The sequence below is a fragment of the Methanoculleus formosensis genome (assembly GCF_025384765.1).
Classification (GTDB): Archaea; Halobacteriota; Methanomicrobia; order Methanomicrobiales; family Methanoculleaceae; genus Methanoculleus; species Methanoculleus formosensis.
Window position 1 is genome coordinate 1 of sequence record NZ_VHLL01000015.1, and the last position, 16,464, is coordinate 16,464.

The window sequence follows — 16,464 nt, forward strand, 5'->3', positions numbered from 1 at the left end:
CGGCATTAGGGGGGGGGTTTCAGGGGAGTGGGGCGAGCCCCCTCCCCTGTCCCCACCCCCACGGCGATACTCTCACGGTCCACTGCATCGGGATATTTCCTCGCTTCACTCGCTTTGTTTGTCGCATAATGAAGGTTTTCAGCCTTCTCGAACTCCTGCCTCGAAACTCTTCGAGTTCTCAAACTCCTGTTCTGCGAACCATCACGTAACGAATCGTAGCATGTTCCGACAGTCGCAACTCGCATCAAGTGCGTTCAGGGTGAAAATCCGTGTCCAGGAGCGCAAATGAACAGGACGGCATTCCCGGGAAAACCCATTCACCGCCGCCGCCCCCGCCTTCTCTTCTCCTGCACCCCCGGCACGGCCTCCCGGATTGCGGCGAGCGCCTCAGGGAGTAGCGTGCCTTTCTTTGCGACGACATCCGCTGTCCGGATGGTGTCGGCGTGGGCGGCGAGAGCGTAACTCTCGGTGAAGAGGTCGAGCCCGCCCCGGGCAAAGTCATCGAGCGAGAGGGGGATCGAGATCCCGTCTGTGGACGGGCTGCTCGATACCGGGCAGATGAAGAGGCTCCCGCTCTCTCCGGGAGAGACGACCACAACCGGCCGCACCTTCCGCTCGCCCCCTCCCCCGATCCGCACGACGGCCAGGAGGACGTCGCCGCTGGCGTATCGCCCCATCTGCATACCGGTCGACGTCAAGACCAATAAGGGGATTGATCCGGGCCTTTATAGTAACAGGAGGAATGGGGGACGCTTTCGCCCCACGATACGCCGTTACGGCGCCCGTCCGTTTGCTTTTCCGTTGGATCTCTGCTGCTCTTCGGGGAACTCCTTCTGGTTCTTCGCCTTCTCTTTCACCAGCGGGGCCCGGGCATGCCCGTCACCGTTGCCGAACTTCGCCTCCTTCCCGTTGCCCGGGTTGATCACGGAGACGGCCCCGGTGCCGGCGACCGATACGGTACCGTTCTCCGTCACGGCGCCGCCGGTCACCGTCAGGTTGCCGTCGCCGGCGGCGAGATCGAGATCCTGGCGCCGGTACTTCAGGATGAGCGTGCCGCCGTCTTTCATACAGAAGTTGACCTTCTCCGGCGTTGCGTTCCCGATTCTGAACTCAGTGGGGTCCGATGCGGTCACGTTCGTGCGGTCGGCTCCGGCAAACCCGAGCCATTCCGCAATACCGACAAAGACGGTCATGACGCCGTTGCTCTTCTGGTTCAGGACCTTCGGGGCGACCTTCACGTTCGCCGTCTGCGGGGCGACGGTCACGTTCAGGGTGTCGCAGACGACGACACCCGTCGCGTTGTTTGCGACCTCTACCGTGACCGTGTAGGTGCCCGCGGCCAGATAGGTGTGCGTTGCCCGGACGGTGCCGTTCTGCTCGTCGTCCTGCACGATCTCCGCCTCGGTCCTTCCTGTGCTCCAGTCGACGGAGGCCGAGAGGTTCGTCGCGTCGAAGATCTCCGTGTCGCTGCAGGCAGCGAGGATGGTCACCGGCTCCCCGGCGAGGACGGTGTGGTTGCTCCCGGCATCGACCGTGAGGGCGGCCTGCACGGCAGGAATCACCACGGCAAGGGCGATGAAGAGGGAGAAGATCCGGATTTTAGTATCTCGTTTCATGTGTACCTCATCTCCGGTAGATACTGGCCCTGCCCCCCTATTTGACCGCATTGAGCTTCCCGGTTCAATCAACCACCCGGGAAGTGGTGCAGTGGCCGCCTCTACACCCGGAGCCGCCGGGCATTGATCGCGACGATCACCGTGCTTGCGCTCATCAGCACCGCCCCTGCCGCCGGGGTGAGAAGGATCCCGGCGCCGATCAGGGCCCCGGCGGCGAGCGGGATGGCGACGACGTTGTAGCCGGTCGCCCAGAGGAGGTTTTCGACCATCTTCCGGTAGGTCTTCTTCGAGAGATCGACGACCGCCGCCACGTCCCGGGGGTCGCTCTTCACGAGGACGATATCGGCGCTCTCCACGGCAACGTCGGTCCCTGCCCCGATGGCGATCCCGAGATCGGCCTCGACGAGCGCGGGAGCGTCGTTGATCCCGTCGCCCACCATCGCTACCCGGTAGCGCTGCTGCACCTCCCGGATCTTCTCCGCCTTCTCGTGGGGGAGGACCCCGGCGAAGAACTCGTCGAGACCGAGTTCCCCCGCCACCCACGCGGCGACGTCGCGGTTGTCCCCGGTGAGCATCATGCACCGGACGCCCATCTCTTTGAGCCGGCGGATCGCCTCCCCCGACTCCGGCCGGATGATATCGGCGAGCGCGAGCGCTCCCGTGAGCCGGTCGTCCTCGAGGAGGAAGACGACGGTCTTGCCCTGCTGCTGGAGGCTCTCGGCCCGTCCGTCCCCGGCACCGATGCCCCGCTCCGCGATGTAACCCGGGCCGACCACCCGGACGGTTCGGCCGCCGACAGCCCCCTCGACGCCGACTCCCGGGATAGCCCGGAACCCCTCTACCGAAGCGAGAGCGAGTTTGCGCTCCTCTGCGCTCCGGACGATGCCCCGGGCGATCGGGTGCTCGGAGTGTGCCTCAACCGCCGCCGCCGTCCTGATCACGTCGTCCTCCGCCGTGCCGTCGAAGGTGAGGACGTCGGTGACCCCGGCCCTCCCCTCCGTCAGGGTGCCGGTCTTGTCGAAGACGACCGCTGTGATCTCTTTTGCCCGCTCGAACGCGCTCCGGTCCCGGATCAGGAATCCGGATCTGGCGGCAAGGGACGTCGAGACCGCGATCACGAGCGGGACGGCGAGGCCGAGGGCGTGGGGGCAGGCGATGACCATCACGGTTGCGGCCCGCTCCACCGCAAATCCGGCCCCCGCCCCGAGGGCGAACCATGCCGCGAACGTCACCGCACCGACTGAAAGGGCGATCGCCACCAGGAGGAACGCCGCCCGGTCTGCGAGATCCTGCGTCCGGGAACGGCTCTCCTGCGCCTTTTGCACAAGGTCGATCACCTGCGCGAGGTAGGTCTCCGCGCCGGTCTTCTCGACCTCGACGACGATCGAGCCCTCGCCGTTGATCGCGCCGCCGATGACCGCATCACCCGGCCGCTTCTCCACCGGGCGCGACTCCCCGGTGAGCATCGCCTCGTTGACGCTCGTCGCCCCCTCGACAACCGTGCCGTCCACAGGCACTTTCTCCCCGGGCCGGACGAGAACCCGGTCGCCCGGCGCGAGGCGGTCGACGGGGACGTCCTCGCTTCTCCCGTCCAGGAGTCGGTGCGCCTCCGCCGGCATGACCCGGACGAGTTCCTCGAGCGCCCGCGACGCCCCGAGGACCGAGCGCATCTCGATCCAGTGGCCGAGGAGCATGATGTCGATCAGGGTGGCGAGTTCCCAGAAGAACCCTTCCCCGGCGATGATGCCGAGAAGGGCCGCCGAACTGTAGACGTAGGCGACGGTGATAGCGACGGCGATGAGCGTCATCATCCCGGGCATCCGTGCCCGGAGTTCGCTGATAATACCGGTGAGGAACGGCCAGCCGCCGTAAAAGTACACGACGGTCGCGAGAGCGAGGAGGAGGTAGTCCGAGCCCGGGAACTGTATGACGATCCCGAGGAGTTCCTGGACCGGCTCCGAGAGGAGGAGGATCGGGACGGTAAGAATGGTCGAGACGATGAACCGCCGCCGGAAGTCCTCGAGGGGGTGATGGTGGTGCCCCTGCGTCTCCCCCTGACCCGCCTCCGCGGGTTGCATCTCGTGCCCTTTGTGGTCGTGGTTCATAGTAACACTGACCGCCCCGTTCTGCGTGCGCGGTAGCTCCTGCCACAGAGATGGTGGCTCGTGACGTAAACGTTCCGGCCGTTCACGGGCCGAAAGGAGCCCTTATACAGCGTGCACGACCTCACGGCGGCGCCGGGGTTGGCATCCACCGCATCCTGGGCGACGGCTATCCCGGGGGAGAGATGAGCAGGTTTATATGTGCCGGGAAAGAGCATACTGCCGTTGAACGCCTCAACGTGTCCACGGGATGAGGAGGATTCACAAATCCCAATAATGGCATCAAAACAATCTATAGGGTCTAGCAAAATTTTATCTGACTTTCGTTATAAAAATTCATGATAGAGGGAGATGAGCCCGACCGATGTATGAGCATCTGCCTGCATTCGACAATCTGACTGCGCTTACCGCCATACTGGAGACGCTTGACGAAGGAGTGCTCGTCGTCGCCCCCGACAATCGGGTAACCTGCTCCAACGGGCATCTCCGGCGCATCCTCGGTATCGACGGGAACGCGCTCGACGGTGCCGACGCGGACCGGCTCATCCAGATGACGATCGCGGGAGATTCGGGTCGGGCCGAGATCCTCGCGTTCCTCGGCGGAGGATCGCAGTCTGCCGACGTCCTGTGCAGACCGCGGTCGTCCGATGGCGAGTATGAGCAGGTCCGCTGTTCGTGCAGGGTCGTCAAAGAGGGGCCGCTTTTGGGTGTCCGGATCATGCGCTTCTCGCCTGAGCCCGCCGCTCTCCCCGGGGATTTCGTCTCCGGGGGGATAGAGGAACACCTGCAGGAGGACGGGTACCGGTTCCTTGTCGAGAACATCAACGAGGGCATCGGGCTGATCGACAGAGAGGGCACCGCTGTCTTTGCCAACAGGAGAATTGCCGATATCGTCGGTTACTCCGTCGACGAACTGATCGGGATGCCGGTCGGGGCGCTCGTCGACGAGGAGGGCGCTGCATGCCTGGGAGCGTACCTGCAGAACCTGGACCGGAACTCACATGAGATCTTTGAGATCGACCTGATCCACCGGGACGGTTCCCGCATCCACACGCTGATGGCAACAACCCCGATCGTCGGCACCGACGGCGCCTGCCGGGGTTTCCTCGCCGGGGTCCAGGACATCACCCGCTTGAAACAGGTGGAGATGCAGCTCCGGGAGAGCGAGGAGAAGTACCGGTCGCTCGTCGAACACTCGGCCGAGACGACCCTGATCCACCAGGATGGGCGGATCGTGTACATCAATCCCGCCGGCATGAAGATGCTCGGTGCCTCACGACCGGAGGAGGTGATCGGGGTGCCCCTCCTTGATATCGTCCATCCCGACTTCCGAGAGACCATCAGGTCGTTTATCACGCGGGACCTGCAGGGCGAGGAGACGCCGCTCGCCGAACTGCTGGTTGTCAGGCTCGACGGAACGACGGCCCCCGTCGAGGGGAGGGGCACGAGAATGTTTTACTCGGGAAGACCCGCGGTCCAGGTCGTTATGCGGGACGTCACCGACCGGAAGCAGGCACAGGAGCAGTTGCAGGCAAGCAACCGGCGTCTCACGTTGCTCAACCGGATCGCCGGCACGTCCGCATCGGCCCGATCGCCCGGCGAGCTCATGGAGACAGCGCTCAACCAGATGCTCGACCTCCTCGGCTATGACGGCGGCGCCGTCTATCACACCGGCGCCGGAGAGAGAATGACGGCGCCCCGATACGAGCGGAACATGCCGGACGGGTGCCTGGAGCGGGCGGAGAGCCTTATGGGCGAGTTCTGCGCCAGGGCACTTGCCGTCGGCCAGCCCTTCTACGTCGAACGCGATCCTGATCCGAACTCCCCTGCCTCCCGCCTCCTCCGGGAACTCGGGTTCGCCGCACTCGCATACATCCCGCTCGTCGTCGAGTCCGACTCCTTCGGGACGCTCCTCATCGGGAGCAGGGGCCGGGGCTCCTTCTCTCCCGAAGAGCGAGGGCTCCTCGAGGCGGTCGCCCGGGAGATCGGAGCCGGTATCCTGCGGGGACTGCTCCACCAGAGACTTGAGGCGGCGAATCAGGAGGCGAACCTCTACCTCGACATCCTCACCCACGACATCAAGAACGCCGACAACGTCACGAACATCTACGCCGACCTCCTCATCGAAGAACTTGACGGGGAACCGGCCCGGCACGCCTTGAAGTTGAAGAAAGGCATCAAGAAGAGTATCGAGATCACCGCAAACGTCGCCACTATCCGCAAGATCCGCGAGAACCAGGCCGTACTTGCGCCTGTCGGCCTCCACGAGGTCATCCTGAGTGAGATCCGGCACTTTCCCGACCTCTGCATCCACTACAACGGTATCCCCATGGAGGTCTTTGCCGACGACCTCCTCCCCGAGATCTTCACGAATCTCATTGGCAACGCCGCAAAGCACGGCAAACCAGGAGTCGAGGTTATGGTGACGGTCGAGGAGATGGATGAAGAGACCGTCCTCGTCACCATCGCCGACACCGGCCCCGGCATCTCTGACGAGATGAAGGATGCCCTCTTCTTCCGGTTCGAGCAGGAGAGGGGAAGGCGGGGGAGCCAGGGCCTCGGCCTCTCGATCTGCCGGATGCTTACCGCACGATACGGCGGCAGGGTCTGGGTCGACGACCGGGTCGAGGGACACCCGGAAGAAGGCGCGGCGTTCCGGTTCACTCTCCGGAAGGCCGGATGTGGGGACGTTTTCTCCGCCTGAACACTCCCGTGCATGCCGCTACGGACGATCGGCTTTATTCCTCCCGTCGCAGACATTTTCCCATGTACCGAATTACTCCTCTTCTCGTTGTCTGTATCCTCCTCTCCGCCGGCTGCCTCGCCGCAGGCGATTCTCCGGCAGGGGCGGGTGTCAGCCTGATCGCCCCGGTTGACCCGATACCCATATTCGACGGCCAGGCAACCTACGCCGGGATCATCGGTGCGGAGACGCCGCAGATCCCGGCGAACTACAGCATGGGCTTCGTTGCCATCGCACCGGGCAACGCGACGCCGCCGCACCGCCTGATCGGGACGGCGGAACTCATCTACGTGCTCGGCGGTACGGCGGAGATCCGTTGCGACAACGAGACGGTGACCGCACGCGAGGGAGAGACCGTGCTCCTGCCGGAAGGTGTGCTGCAATCGATAGCCTCGGCCGGGGACGCCGATCTCCACTACATTACCGTGAGCCAGCCAGCCTACACGCCTGAGATCGAGATCTCGGGGGATGAACTTGATGCGCTCAACCTGACTACAGACGGAAGGCCGATCGTTGTCGCCGATCCCCACGAAGGGATCGAGTGGGACCTCGAATCCGGCGTGGCGGTCTACACCCTGATAAATCCGGTGCTGATGAACGAGACGATGATCCCGGTCGGTTATAGCCTCGCGTACGGCGAACTTCTCCCGGGCGGGTATCTTGGATATGACGGGATTCTCGGTTCGTCCGATCTCCTCTACGTGATCGAGGGGGAGATCGAGGTTTCCACCCCCGACAGAGAGACGATACGGGTCCCTGCCGGGAGCGCCGCGTATGTCCTCCCCGAACAGGTGAAAGAGACCCGGAACGTCGTGGCCTCGACGACGAGGATCCTCTCGTTCATCGACCCTGCATGGACACCGGAGAAGACCGTTCTCTTCGAGTAGATCCTTTCTTTTTTTCCGGCGCCCGTTCTCCGCGGTTTCACGGAGGGGCGCCGGTATCCGGCCGGCCTATCCGGAGGGCGTTTGCGATCACCGCAAGCGTGAGCCCCATGTCCCCGAACGCCACCGCCATCCAGAGGGAGACAAGGCCGAAGACCGCAAGGCCAGCGATGCCGAGTTTCACGACGAGTGCCGCCGTGATGTTCTGCCGGATGACCGAGACCGTCTTCTCCGAGAGGGCGACGAGGTAGGCGACCCTCGATATGTCGTCCTCCATCACGACGATCTCGGCCGCCTCGATCGCGACGTCTGAGCCGATCGCCCCCATCGCGACCCCGACATTCGCCCGCGCGAGCGCCGGTGCATCGTTCACGCCGTCGCCGACCATCACCACGATCCCGTGGCGGTCCATCAGCCGCTCGACCATAGCCACTTTATCCTCCGGCAGGAGCCCGGCATGGCATTCGTCGATCCCAATACGGCGGGCCACCGCCTCTCCGACGCGCTCGTTGTCCCCGGTGAGCATCACCGTCCTGATGCCCCGCGCCCGGAGAGCAGCAACAGTCTCTTTTGCATCTTTCTTTACCACGTCCGAGAGGGCGATGAGCCCGATCACCCCTGAGGCCGTGCCGGAGAGGATGACCGTCTTCCCCTCGCCTTCCAGCCGGTCATACGCCGCCCGCCACGCGTTGTCCTCGGTTTCAGCAAAGAGCGCCTCGTTCCCGAGGAGATGGGTCTCGCCGCCGATCTTCCCCCGGATGCCTCTCCCCGTCAGCGAGGTGAACTCCTCCACGTCCCGGAGCGGGATGCCTTCCTCGTCCGCCCGCCGTCGGACCGCCTCTGCGATAGGGTGGCCGGAGCGTGACTCGAGCGACGCGGCGACGGCGAGCACCTCCGCCTTTGAGACCCCGAACCCGGCCACCTCATCCACATCGAGCTTCCCGGTCGTGAGCGTCCCGGTCTTGTCGAAGACGACCACCCGCGCAAGCCCCACGGCCTCGAGGGAATCACGGCCTTTGATCAGCACGCCGTTGTGCGCCGCGGTCGTGATACCCGAGACCATCGAGACCGGGGTGGAGATCGCGAGTGCGCAGGGGCAGGCGATGACGAGGAGGACCAGCGCCCGGTAGAACGCTTCGAGGAACGGGACACCGAAGGCGAGCGGTGGCACCACGACGAGGAGAGCGGCGAGGAGGATGACTGCCGGGGTGTAGTAGCGGGAGAACCGCTCGATGAAGGCTTCGGTGGGGCTTGTGCGGGATTGGGCCTCCGCGACCAGGGCGGCGACCCGGGCTATCGTGCTCTCGCTCTCCGGCTTCGTCACCCGGACTTCGAGGTAGCCCTCAATGTTTCGCGTCCCGGCGTAGACTCCGTCCCCGATCTCCTTTGCCACCGGGACGCTCTCCCCGGTTATCGCCGCCTGGTCGACCGACGATCCGCCGGCGACGACGATACCGTCGAGCGGGATGGTGTCACCCGGCCTCGCGATCACGGTCTCCCCGACGGCTACATCATCGACCGGGACGATCGTCTCGCCATCGTCCCGCCTGACCCGGGCGGTCTGCGGCGTGAGGTCGAGGAGTGAGGTTATCGAGCGCTCCGCCCGCCCGGCCGCATACTCCTCCAGGAGTTCGGCGACGGCGTAGAGGTAGAGGACGGTCGCCCCCTCGGCGGGGTTTCCGGTCAGGAACGCCCCTGCTGCCGCGATCGAGATGAGCACGGCGATGCTGAACCGAAGCCGGATGAGGGCGAAAAATCCGGTTTTCAGGACGTCGTAGCCGGATATGACCGCGGCTGCGAGGAGCAGGGCCGTCCCGGCAAAGGGGTATGGGGTGAAGTACTCGACGATCACCCCTGCGAGGAGGAAGATGCCCGAGACCGCGAAGACCGCGATCTCCCGGCGGCCGACGACCGGCCCGTGAGAGGCCCCGACCCGGCAGCGGGAGCAGGACGGGCATACCTCATCGCCGACCACAGTCTGCCTCCGGATATGCGCCGGTTCTCCGGGCATGGAAGTCCCGCATACTGAAGAGATGTTGACCCTGCTCCAGATAAAAATTAATCTTCTGCGCCATCCATGCGTAGCCCGGGGATGGCGCTACCGGTTCCGCAGGTGGTAATCATTATGTGGGGGTCTCTCAGATTATGGTGCGATTGGCCGGGTGGTTCTCCAGTCCGGCCGGAAGAGAGACATACGGCGGGCGCACGATCCCTCTCATCAGCGGCGCCCCCTCGCGAGACGTGGGGATATGCGGCATCTCCATGAACCGACCCTTTCAGAACAGAAACATGAGAGCACCCGACACTACCCAAACGTCACAGAACGGCCCTGACAGGATTAGAGAGCCCAGGATCATCTGGTTCTGCGGGCCGAAGGGCCAGTTCCTCTCCCTCCCTGAACCCTGTCCTGATTTTGCCGGGACGACACTTGAGATCTGCCGGGATCCGGGGTGGATGGAGAGGCTCCACCCGGAGGATGCGGATGCGGTGCTTGCCGGGTGGAAGGAGAGCCTTGCCGCCGGCACGCCGTGGAGGGGCAACTACCGCATCAGGGACAGGGACGGGGTATATCGCACCGTGGTGGAGAGGGGCAGCCCGGTCAGGGATGCGGACGGGCGGATCCTCTTCTGGGTGGGCATCAACCTTGACCCGGAGGCGCTCCACGCCCCGAGCGGCATCATGGAACAGTCAGGTGTATCGGTCGACGAACTCCTCCGTGTCACTGCCGCCATCCTTCCTGTCGGCTGGCTCGACCCGGAGGATGCTGCCGTCCGGATCACGGTCGAAGGCCGGGAGTACCGATCGACCGGCTTTGTCGAGGCATACCCGCGGCAGGAGAGTTCAATCCTGGTTCACGGCCGGGTCGCCGGGAGAGTGGAGATCAGTCACCGGGAGGGTGAGGAATCTTTCCTCCCCGACGGGCACTCCGTGGCCGACGCCGTCGCTGCAAGGCTTGGCCGGATCCTCGAGCAGGTTCAGCCGGATGGAAACTCTGGAAGGAGCGAAGAGAATTATCGGCTTCTCTACGAGCAGATGCTCGAGAGTTACACCCTCTATGAGGTTGTCCGGGACGGTGACGGGAACCCTGTCGATTACCGGATCGTCGAACTGAACGAGAAGGCAGCCGATCTCTTCTCCCGCAACCGGGATGGCCTGATAGGGCGGCGGCTCTTTGAGGTCTTCCCGGCGATCCGCGAGGGTGCCCGCATCATCTACGGGGAGGTTGCAGAGCGGGGTGTCCCGGTACGGCGGCGGTTGCAGGAGCCGGGGAGCGGCCGGTGGTATGACCTCTACATATTCCGCCCTGAGTCAGGGAGGCTCGCCGTCGTCGGGCAGGAGATCACCCGGCAGAAGAAGGCAGAGCGTGCCCTCAAGGAGAGTGAGGAACGGTTCCGCGGAGTCTTCGAGCAGGTCGGGACCGGGATCGCGCTCATCGATCCTGAGGGGCGGATCCGGGATGCGAACCCGGCGTTTGTGCGGGTCTTCGGCTACAGCGAAGACGAACTGTATGGCATGAAGTTCTGCGACCTCTCCTTCCCGCCGGAGAGAGAGGCGGCCGGACCTCTCCTGCAGGAGAGCGCCCCCCGGGAGACGCGCTACCTGACGAAAGACGGCGGGGTCATCTGGGGGCGGGTGACGACGTCTCCTCTCCGCGATCAGGAAGGAGAGGAGCTCGTCATCGCGATGGTGGAGGATGTCACCGAATGGCGGGAGATACAGGACGCCCTCTTCGCAAGCGAAGAACGGTTCAGGAAGATTGCCCAGCGGAGTTTCGATGTGATCTTCATCTGTCACGCCGACCAGGGGATCGCCTACATCTCCCCGGCAGTGACCAGAATCCTCGGCTACACCCCTGAAGAGATGCTGGGGCAGCGGTGCAGGGACTATCTCCTTGAAAAGGCAATCCCCGGGTGGGAGGAGATGCTCGGCAGGGCCGAGCGGGGGGAGTCCGTCGAGGGATCCCTTATAGAGTTCCGCCGCAAGGACGGATCGGTTGCCGTCATCGAGATGAACTCTTCGCCCGTCGTCGAGGGGGAGAAGGTGATCGGCGTCCAGATCATCGGGCGGGACGTCTCCGAACGGAGGCACTACGAAAAACTGCGGCTACAGGCGTTCGAGCAGATCGAGCAGAACATCGAGCAGTTCGCGGTCCTCGCGGACCACATCCGCCTGCCCCTGCAGGTGATCCTCGGCATGGCCGATCTGCTTGAGGATGGGCCGGCCCCGGAGAAGATCCGGGAGCAGGTAGAGCGAATCAATGCGATCGTGAAGCAGCTTGACGAGGGCTGGGTCGAGTCACGCGAGATCCGGGAGTTCCTGCGGAGGAACGAGTTGATCTGATGACTCTCCACCTGCGGTCGTGCTTCAGAGACCCGGCCCCCCGGAGCCGGAGTATCCTCTTCTGTCCTGGTGCCATTTGCCCGGATCATTTATCTATGCGGCTTGATTTACAGAATAACTCATAATTCCCGGAAGAGCCCCTCGGATACTTTAATGATAACTTATATCCAATAATAGAAATAAAATCGGACGTAGACATTCAGGGGGTAATCGACGATGAAGGAGGAGATTGCCGGATATACTCTCCCCAGAGGGCCCTGATAGGGAAATAGCACGGAGGTCGGCAGGTATGAAACGGAACAGCATCGGGGGCTCACTGATTGTCTTTGCGGCACTTCTCATCGCGCTTGCAGCGACCAGCCTCTACAACTACCTCCTCTTCCACACGATCTCCGAACTCGTCGCGATAGGGATAGCGATAGCGGCCTTCACCGTTGCCTGGAACGCCCGGACGATGCGTGAAAACGGTTACCTTCTGGCCGCCGGCACCGGGCTCCTCTTCGTGGCCGGGATCGGCCTCGTCCACACCCTCGCCTACGACGGGATGGCGATCTTCGTCGGCTACGATGCAAACCTCCCGACGCAACTCTGGATCGCCTCGCGCTACCTCCTCGCCGGGACGTTCCTCGCCGCACCTCTCCTGCTCGGGAGGAACCCGGCCCCCCACCGGGTCTTTGCCGGGTTTGCAGGAGTCACCGGGCTCCTCCTCGTCTCGATCTTCGTCGTCCCGGTCTTCCCCGACGCCTACGTCGAAGGCAGCGGGCTCACGCCGTTCAAGATCGTCAGCGAGTACGTCATCGTGGCCCTGCTCGCCCTCGGGGCCGTCGCCGTCTACCGGCTGCGCGACGCCTTCTCGCCCCGGGTGGTGAACCACCTGATTGCAGCCCTTATCGTGCTGATGGCATCGGAACTCACCTTCACGCTGTACACCGATGTGTATGGACTCCTGAACATGATCGGCCACCTCCTGATGGTGCTCGCGTTCGGGCTCATCTATATCGCGTTCGTCGAGACCGGGATCCGGCAGCCTTACGCGGTGGTCTTTACCGGCTTGAAATCGAGTGAAGAGCGACTCAGGAGGGAGAAGAACCGGCTCGCACAGTATCTGGATATCGCCGGAACCCTCTTCGTCGTCCTCGACCGGGACGGGCGGGTCGCCCTCATCAACCGCCGGGCGTCCGAGGTTCTCGGCTGCCCGGTGGATGCGGCTGTGGGCGAGCCCTGGGTCGAGCGGTTCGTCCCGCCGGCGGAGCAGGACCGCTGCCGTGCAATCATCAACGGGATGATACAGGGCGGGGTCGGCCCTGCGACGCCTGCCGCCGAGACGCCGGTCCTCACCGCGGACGGGTGCGAGCGGATAATCGCGTGGCACACCACGGTGCTCCGGGACGAAAGCGGCGCCGTCTGCGGGACGCTCGGCTCAGGGGAGGATGTCACCGAGCGGCGGCATGCCGAGGAGGCGCTCCGGCAGGCGAACGCGAAGTTGAACCTCCTCTCCGGGATCACCCGCCACGACATCCTCAACCGGATCACCGTCGCCCGCGCCTACATCGACTTTGCCGGCGAGGATATCGAAGATCCTGCCATCCGGGACTACCTGGGGCGTGCCCGTTCCGCCGTGGAAGAGATCCACAGGCAGATCGAGTTCACGCGGGACTACCAGGACATGGGGGTGAAGGAACCGGTCTGGCAGCGGCCGGCGGATCTCATCCGGGAGAGCGCCGTGGAACTCGGCATCCCGGCGGGGGTCCACGTTCGGACGGACCTTGCAGGTCTCGAGGTCTACGCGGACCCGATGGTAAAGAAGGTTTTTTACAACCTCATCGACAACGCCGTCCGCCACGGCGGAAGCGTGACGGAAGTCCGGTTCTCGTGCGTGAGATCCGGTCAGGACATCCTGATCGTCTGCGAGGACGACGGCATCGGGATTCCTGAGGGTGAGAAGGAGGCGATCTTCCGCGAGACGTATAAGCGGCGGTACGGTCACGGGCTGTTTCTGGTCTCAGGGATCCTCGGGATCACCGGGATGACGATCCGGGAGACGGGGGTTCCCGGGGAGGGGGCGAGGTTTGAGATCACGGTGCCGAACGGGGCGTACCGGTCCGGGGACGGTTCCCGGTAGCCTCAGGCTTCAGTCGGTCGACGCGGGATGGCGGCGGTAACTCAGACCTGGATGCCGGCCCGGGCAAGCGCATCCTTGATGGAGACGAGTTCCTTTCTGATCTCTGCAAATTCGTCGTCAAGGTGCTTTTTGGTATCACTCCGGAGGCCGACAATCTCTTCTTTCGTCTCTTTGCCGATCTGGAGGGTTTCTTTACCAACCTGGAGGGTTTCTTTACCAACCTGGAGGGTTTCCTTGCCAACCTGGAGGGTTTCTTTACCAACCTGGAGGGTTTCTTTACCAACCTGGAGGGTTTCTTTACCAACCTGGAGGGTTTCTTTACCAACCTGGAGGGTTTCTTTACCAACCTGAAGGGTTTCCTTGCCGACCTGGAGGGTTTCTTTGCTGATCTGAAGGCCCTGATCTAATTTCATATCCATGCTGTGCAGTACATTCCCGGCGTAATCCATCCGCTCGAATATCTCCTCCTGGATCTCTCCCCGGACGATCTCAAAATCGGCGTACTCTCCCGTTGCCTCTTCCCATCTGACAGTGAACGATTTGACGGCGATGGGTCTATGTATGATATTGATCGCGTTGATGAAGTCCCGGAGTTCCTCTTCGCTTCCCTCTGCAACGATCTCGACATCCCCGTTCTTGAGGTTCATCACGTACCCCGAGATATTCCGTTCAAACGTCTCGTTATACACATGCTCCCGATAGCTGACCCGCTGGACACGCCCCCGTGCAGTGGCCACAAATCGTTTCATTCAGTTTCACTCTGTATAGCGGACATAAATAGTTTCTTTTGATCTGCTCTTCACCCGGCGATCGCCGACGCGCGGAACGCGGTTGACCCGGACTGGAGGTGGGCCGATCAAGGATCCCGTAGGCTGAACGGGGACCCATCCCTGGTTGCCTCCGATACCAGGTCGTCGTGAAGGCTTTGAACCGCAGACCTGAGAGGAGGGATATCGTCCTGGATCGTCCTTTAGATGATGGCCCTGTTGATCCCGAAGTAGGCATGGATCAATTTGTCGCGCATACCGGCCATCTCGCTCCAGGGAAGAGAGAGATTACGCTCCCTGACGTGGCGGGGAATGCATTTCGTCGCCTCACCGATCATTTCCAGCGCTCGCGTAAACGGTCCTGTCATCCTCGGAGAACGCCTCGTACGACATGCCCCGGGTGAAGACCTCGATCTTATCGACGGCGTCAAGGATATCGTCCAGGTAATCGAGGGTGCTTCGCGGAGCCGTCATACGTAGATTACCTCTTGTAAGACACGGCGGCCGATGCGGGGTTTGAGCGCACTTTTTTCGACCAGGTCCACTTTTTTGCCGAGAAGTTCGGAGAGATACCGCTCGAAGCCTCGATAAACCCGAAGATCCCCGGCACCTCGGAGAACTCGACCAGGATGTCCACGTCGCTTCCCTCGTGCTCCTCGCCACGCCGGCACGAGCCGGAGATGCCGATGGACCCGACATGATAGGTCTCCTCCAGGTACGCCTTCTTCCCCCGGAGAATGGCGATGATCCTCGCGCACTCCCCGCCGCCTCGCGGGTGACGGTATCCATCCTGATCGGGATATGGGCCTTCCCATCTAGTATAGATATCCCCGGGTACGCCGGTTCGCGGCGGTCTTTCCGGTGCCGGACGGACCGCACTCCCCCTGAAGAGCCCGGCGAGTTCCGGGCGTCGCGGTGGTGGAGGTGGTCGGGGACGAAGGTGAACTCGCACGTATCGGGGTCGCAAAAGAGGGTCCGGTCGCGATGGGGGGCGAGCGTGTCAGGAGTCTGTCTGGAGATTGTTAAGAGTAGGCCGTGCGCAGGCTGAACGTGAAGAGGCGGGATGTTCGAAATCGGGATGTCGATGTGTCCACGATACCCGCAATCAACTATGGATCAAGGCATAGCCGCATTTGATACGCTTCCGGGCCGTTCAAATGCGCCCATACCTTCGATGTGCTTTTTCTATGGGCATAATGTGGGTGATATAGACGAAACTACCGTCCGGATCGATATTGTAGATGACCGTGAATGAACGTGCGACATGAAGCCGGTATGACTCCCGTTTTTTATTTGTATGGAGTTTTTGTCGCCATCCAGACCGGGGTATGGATTGTCCTGTAAAAGTTTCAAATTTTCTTAAATGATCCGTTGATCTTTGGCCTCGAGCGAATTTAAGAAATCCAGCGCACGTTTGTCCACCATGAGGCGGAACGTCACAGGTCTAATTCCACGAACTCGTTCCTTGCCATGACTTCTTCGAGATCATCCGTGAGCTGCTGTTTCTTTACCTTCTCCACCAGCCTCGCAAGAGTCTCGTCGGGTGTCTCACCCGGGTGCCTGAGATCCAGGATCTGGGTATAGGTCTCTTTTGAGACGGGGATGTTCTCCGCAACAGGCATTGAATCCCGATCTGTGCTGATCGTGGATATACTTTCTTCAACCGGACGGAAGGGGGAGGGGGCGGAGAAGGCAGGGGTAGAGCGGCTGGCCGCAGGGTACGATGTTTCAACGGAATGCGATGGGCCGAAGGGCCGGAGCAGGAGCACCGCAAGGTGCGAACGGAACTTGAGCGCCGAAGGTGTGAACGTCCGGAACTTGAGAAACCCAGGGGTTTTGAGACGTGAAGGCTGCAGCTGCAGGTTCCCGGCAGAACGTTGGGGCAGGAA

At 62.8% G+C, this 16,464-nt stretch carries 13 protein-coding genes; 4 read left to right on the forward strand and 9 right to left on the reverse strand.

Annotated features, from left to right (window positions below):
- Positions 1 to 317: 317 nt before the first annotated feature.
- From FKB36_RS13100 to FKB36_RS13110, 3 genes are all read right to left on the reverse strand, one after another.
- Positions 318 to 677, reverse strand: a complete 360-nt coding sequence (locus FKB36_RS13100; RefSeq protein WP_261598540.1) for a type II toxin-antitoxin system PemK/MazF family toxin — start codon at positions 675 to 677, stop codon at positions 318 to 320.
- Between the two features lie 96 nt (positions 678 to 773).
- Positions 774 to 1,616, reverse strand: a complete 843-nt coding sequence (locus tag FKB36_RS13105; protein WP_261598541.1) for a PKD domain-containing protein — start codon at positions 1,614 to 1,616, stop codon at positions 774 to 776.
- Between the two features lie 101 nt (positions 1,617 to 1,717).
- Positions 1,718 to 3,721 carry a copper-translocating P-type ATPase gene (locus tag FKB36_RS13110; RefSeq protein ID WP_261598542.1) on the reverse strand — a complete coding sequence of 668 codons (2,004 nt, stop codon included), beginning with the start codon at positions 3,719 to 3,721 and terminating at the stop codon, positions 1,718 to 1,720.
- A 361-nt stretch (positions 3,722 to 4,082) separates the two neighbouring features.
- Here FKB36_RS13110 and FKB36_RS13115 point away from each other — a divergent pair, with 361 nt between their 5' ends.
- Together FKB36_RS13115 and FKB36_RS13120 are read left to right on the forward strand one after the other, a co-directional pair.
- On the forward strand, positions 4,083 to 6,422 hold the full coding sequence (locus FKB36_RS13115; RefSeq protein WP_261598543.1) for a PAS domain S-box protein: 2,340 nt from the start codon (positions 4,083 to 4,085) through the stop codon (positions 6,420 to 6,422).
- A gap of 62 nt (positions 6,423 to 6,484) precedes the next feature.
- Complete coding sequence (locus tag FKB36_RS13120) at positions 6,485 to 7,348, forward strand: cupin domain-containing protein (protein WP_261598544.1); 864 nt, start codon at positions 6,485 to 6,487, stop codon at positions 7,346 to 7,348.
- Between the two features lie 37 nt (positions 7,349 to 7,385).
- On the opposite strand, the gene FKB36_RS13125 is transcribed toward FKB36_RS13120, so the two are convergent.
- Complete coding sequence (locus FKB36_RS13125; protein ID WP_261598545.1) at positions 7,386 to 9,356, reverse strand: heavy metal translocating P-type ATPase; 1,971 nt, start codon at positions 9,354 to 9,356, stop codon at positions 7,386 to 7,388.
- 443 nt (positions 9,357 to 9,799) lie between these two features.
- Between FKB36_RS13125 and FKB36_RS13130 the strand changes: the two genes are divergently transcribed.
- Both FKB36_RS13130 and FKB36_RS13135 read left to right on the forward strand, forming a co-directional pair.
- Positions 9,800 to 11,686, forward strand: a complete 1,887-nt coding sequence (locus FKB36_RS13130; RefSeq protein WP_261598546.1) for a PAS domain S-box protein — start codon at positions 9,800 to 9,802, stop codon at positions 11,684 to 11,686.
- Between the two features lie 289 nt (positions 11,687 to 11,975).
- Positions 11,976 to 13,808, forward strand: coding sequence for an MASE3 domain-containing protein (locus FKB36_RS13135; protein WP_261598547.1), 1,833 nt, complete (start codon positions 11,976 to 11,978; stop codon positions 13,806 to 13,808).
- Positions 13,809 to 13,849: 41 nt separating this feature from the next.
- Here the strand turns inward: FKB36_RS13135 and FKB36_RS13140 are convergent, their stop codons facing one another.
- The 5 genes from FKB36_RS13140 to FKB36_RS13160 form a co-directional block, all read right to left on the reverse strand.
- Complete coding sequence (locus tag FKB36_RS13140; protein WP_261598548.1) at positions 13,850 to 14,557, reverse strand: acylphosphatase; 708 nt, start codon at positions 14,555 to 14,557, stop codon at positions 13,850 to 13,852.
- A gap of 221 nt (positions 14,558 to 14,778) precedes the next feature.
- A complete protein-coding gene (locus FKB36_RS13145) occupies positions 14,779 to 14,913 on the reverse strand; it encodes a HepT-like ribonuclease domain-containing protein (RefSeq protein WP_261598549.1) in 135 nt (44 codons plus the stop codon).
- On the reverse strand, positions 14,903 to 15,049 hold the full coding sequence (locus FKB36_RS13150; protein ID WP_261598550.1) for a hypothetical protein: 147 nt from the start codon (positions 15,047 to 15,049) through the stop codon (positions 14,903 to 14,905). Before FKB36_RS13150 ends, FKB36_RS13145 begins: the two co-directional genes overlap by 11 nt.
- Before the next feature lie 7 nt (positions 15,050 to 15,056).
- Positions 15,057 to 15,542 (reverse strand): nucleotidyltransferase family protein, encoded by a 486-nt coding sequence (locus FKB36_RS13155; protein WP_261598551.1) that lies wholly within the window; start codon positions 15,540 to 15,542, stop codon positions 15,057 to 15,059.
- Positions 15,543 to 16,011: 469 nt separating this feature from the next.
- The gene (locus FKB36_RS13160) at positions 16,012 to 16,197 is read right to left on the reverse strand and encodes a DUF7557 family protein (RefSeq protein WP_261598552.1); all 186 of its coding nucleotides are present in this window, start codon (positions 16,195 to 16,197) and stop codon (positions 16,012 to 16,014) included.
- Positions 16,198 to 16,464 lie beyond the last annotated feature (267 nt).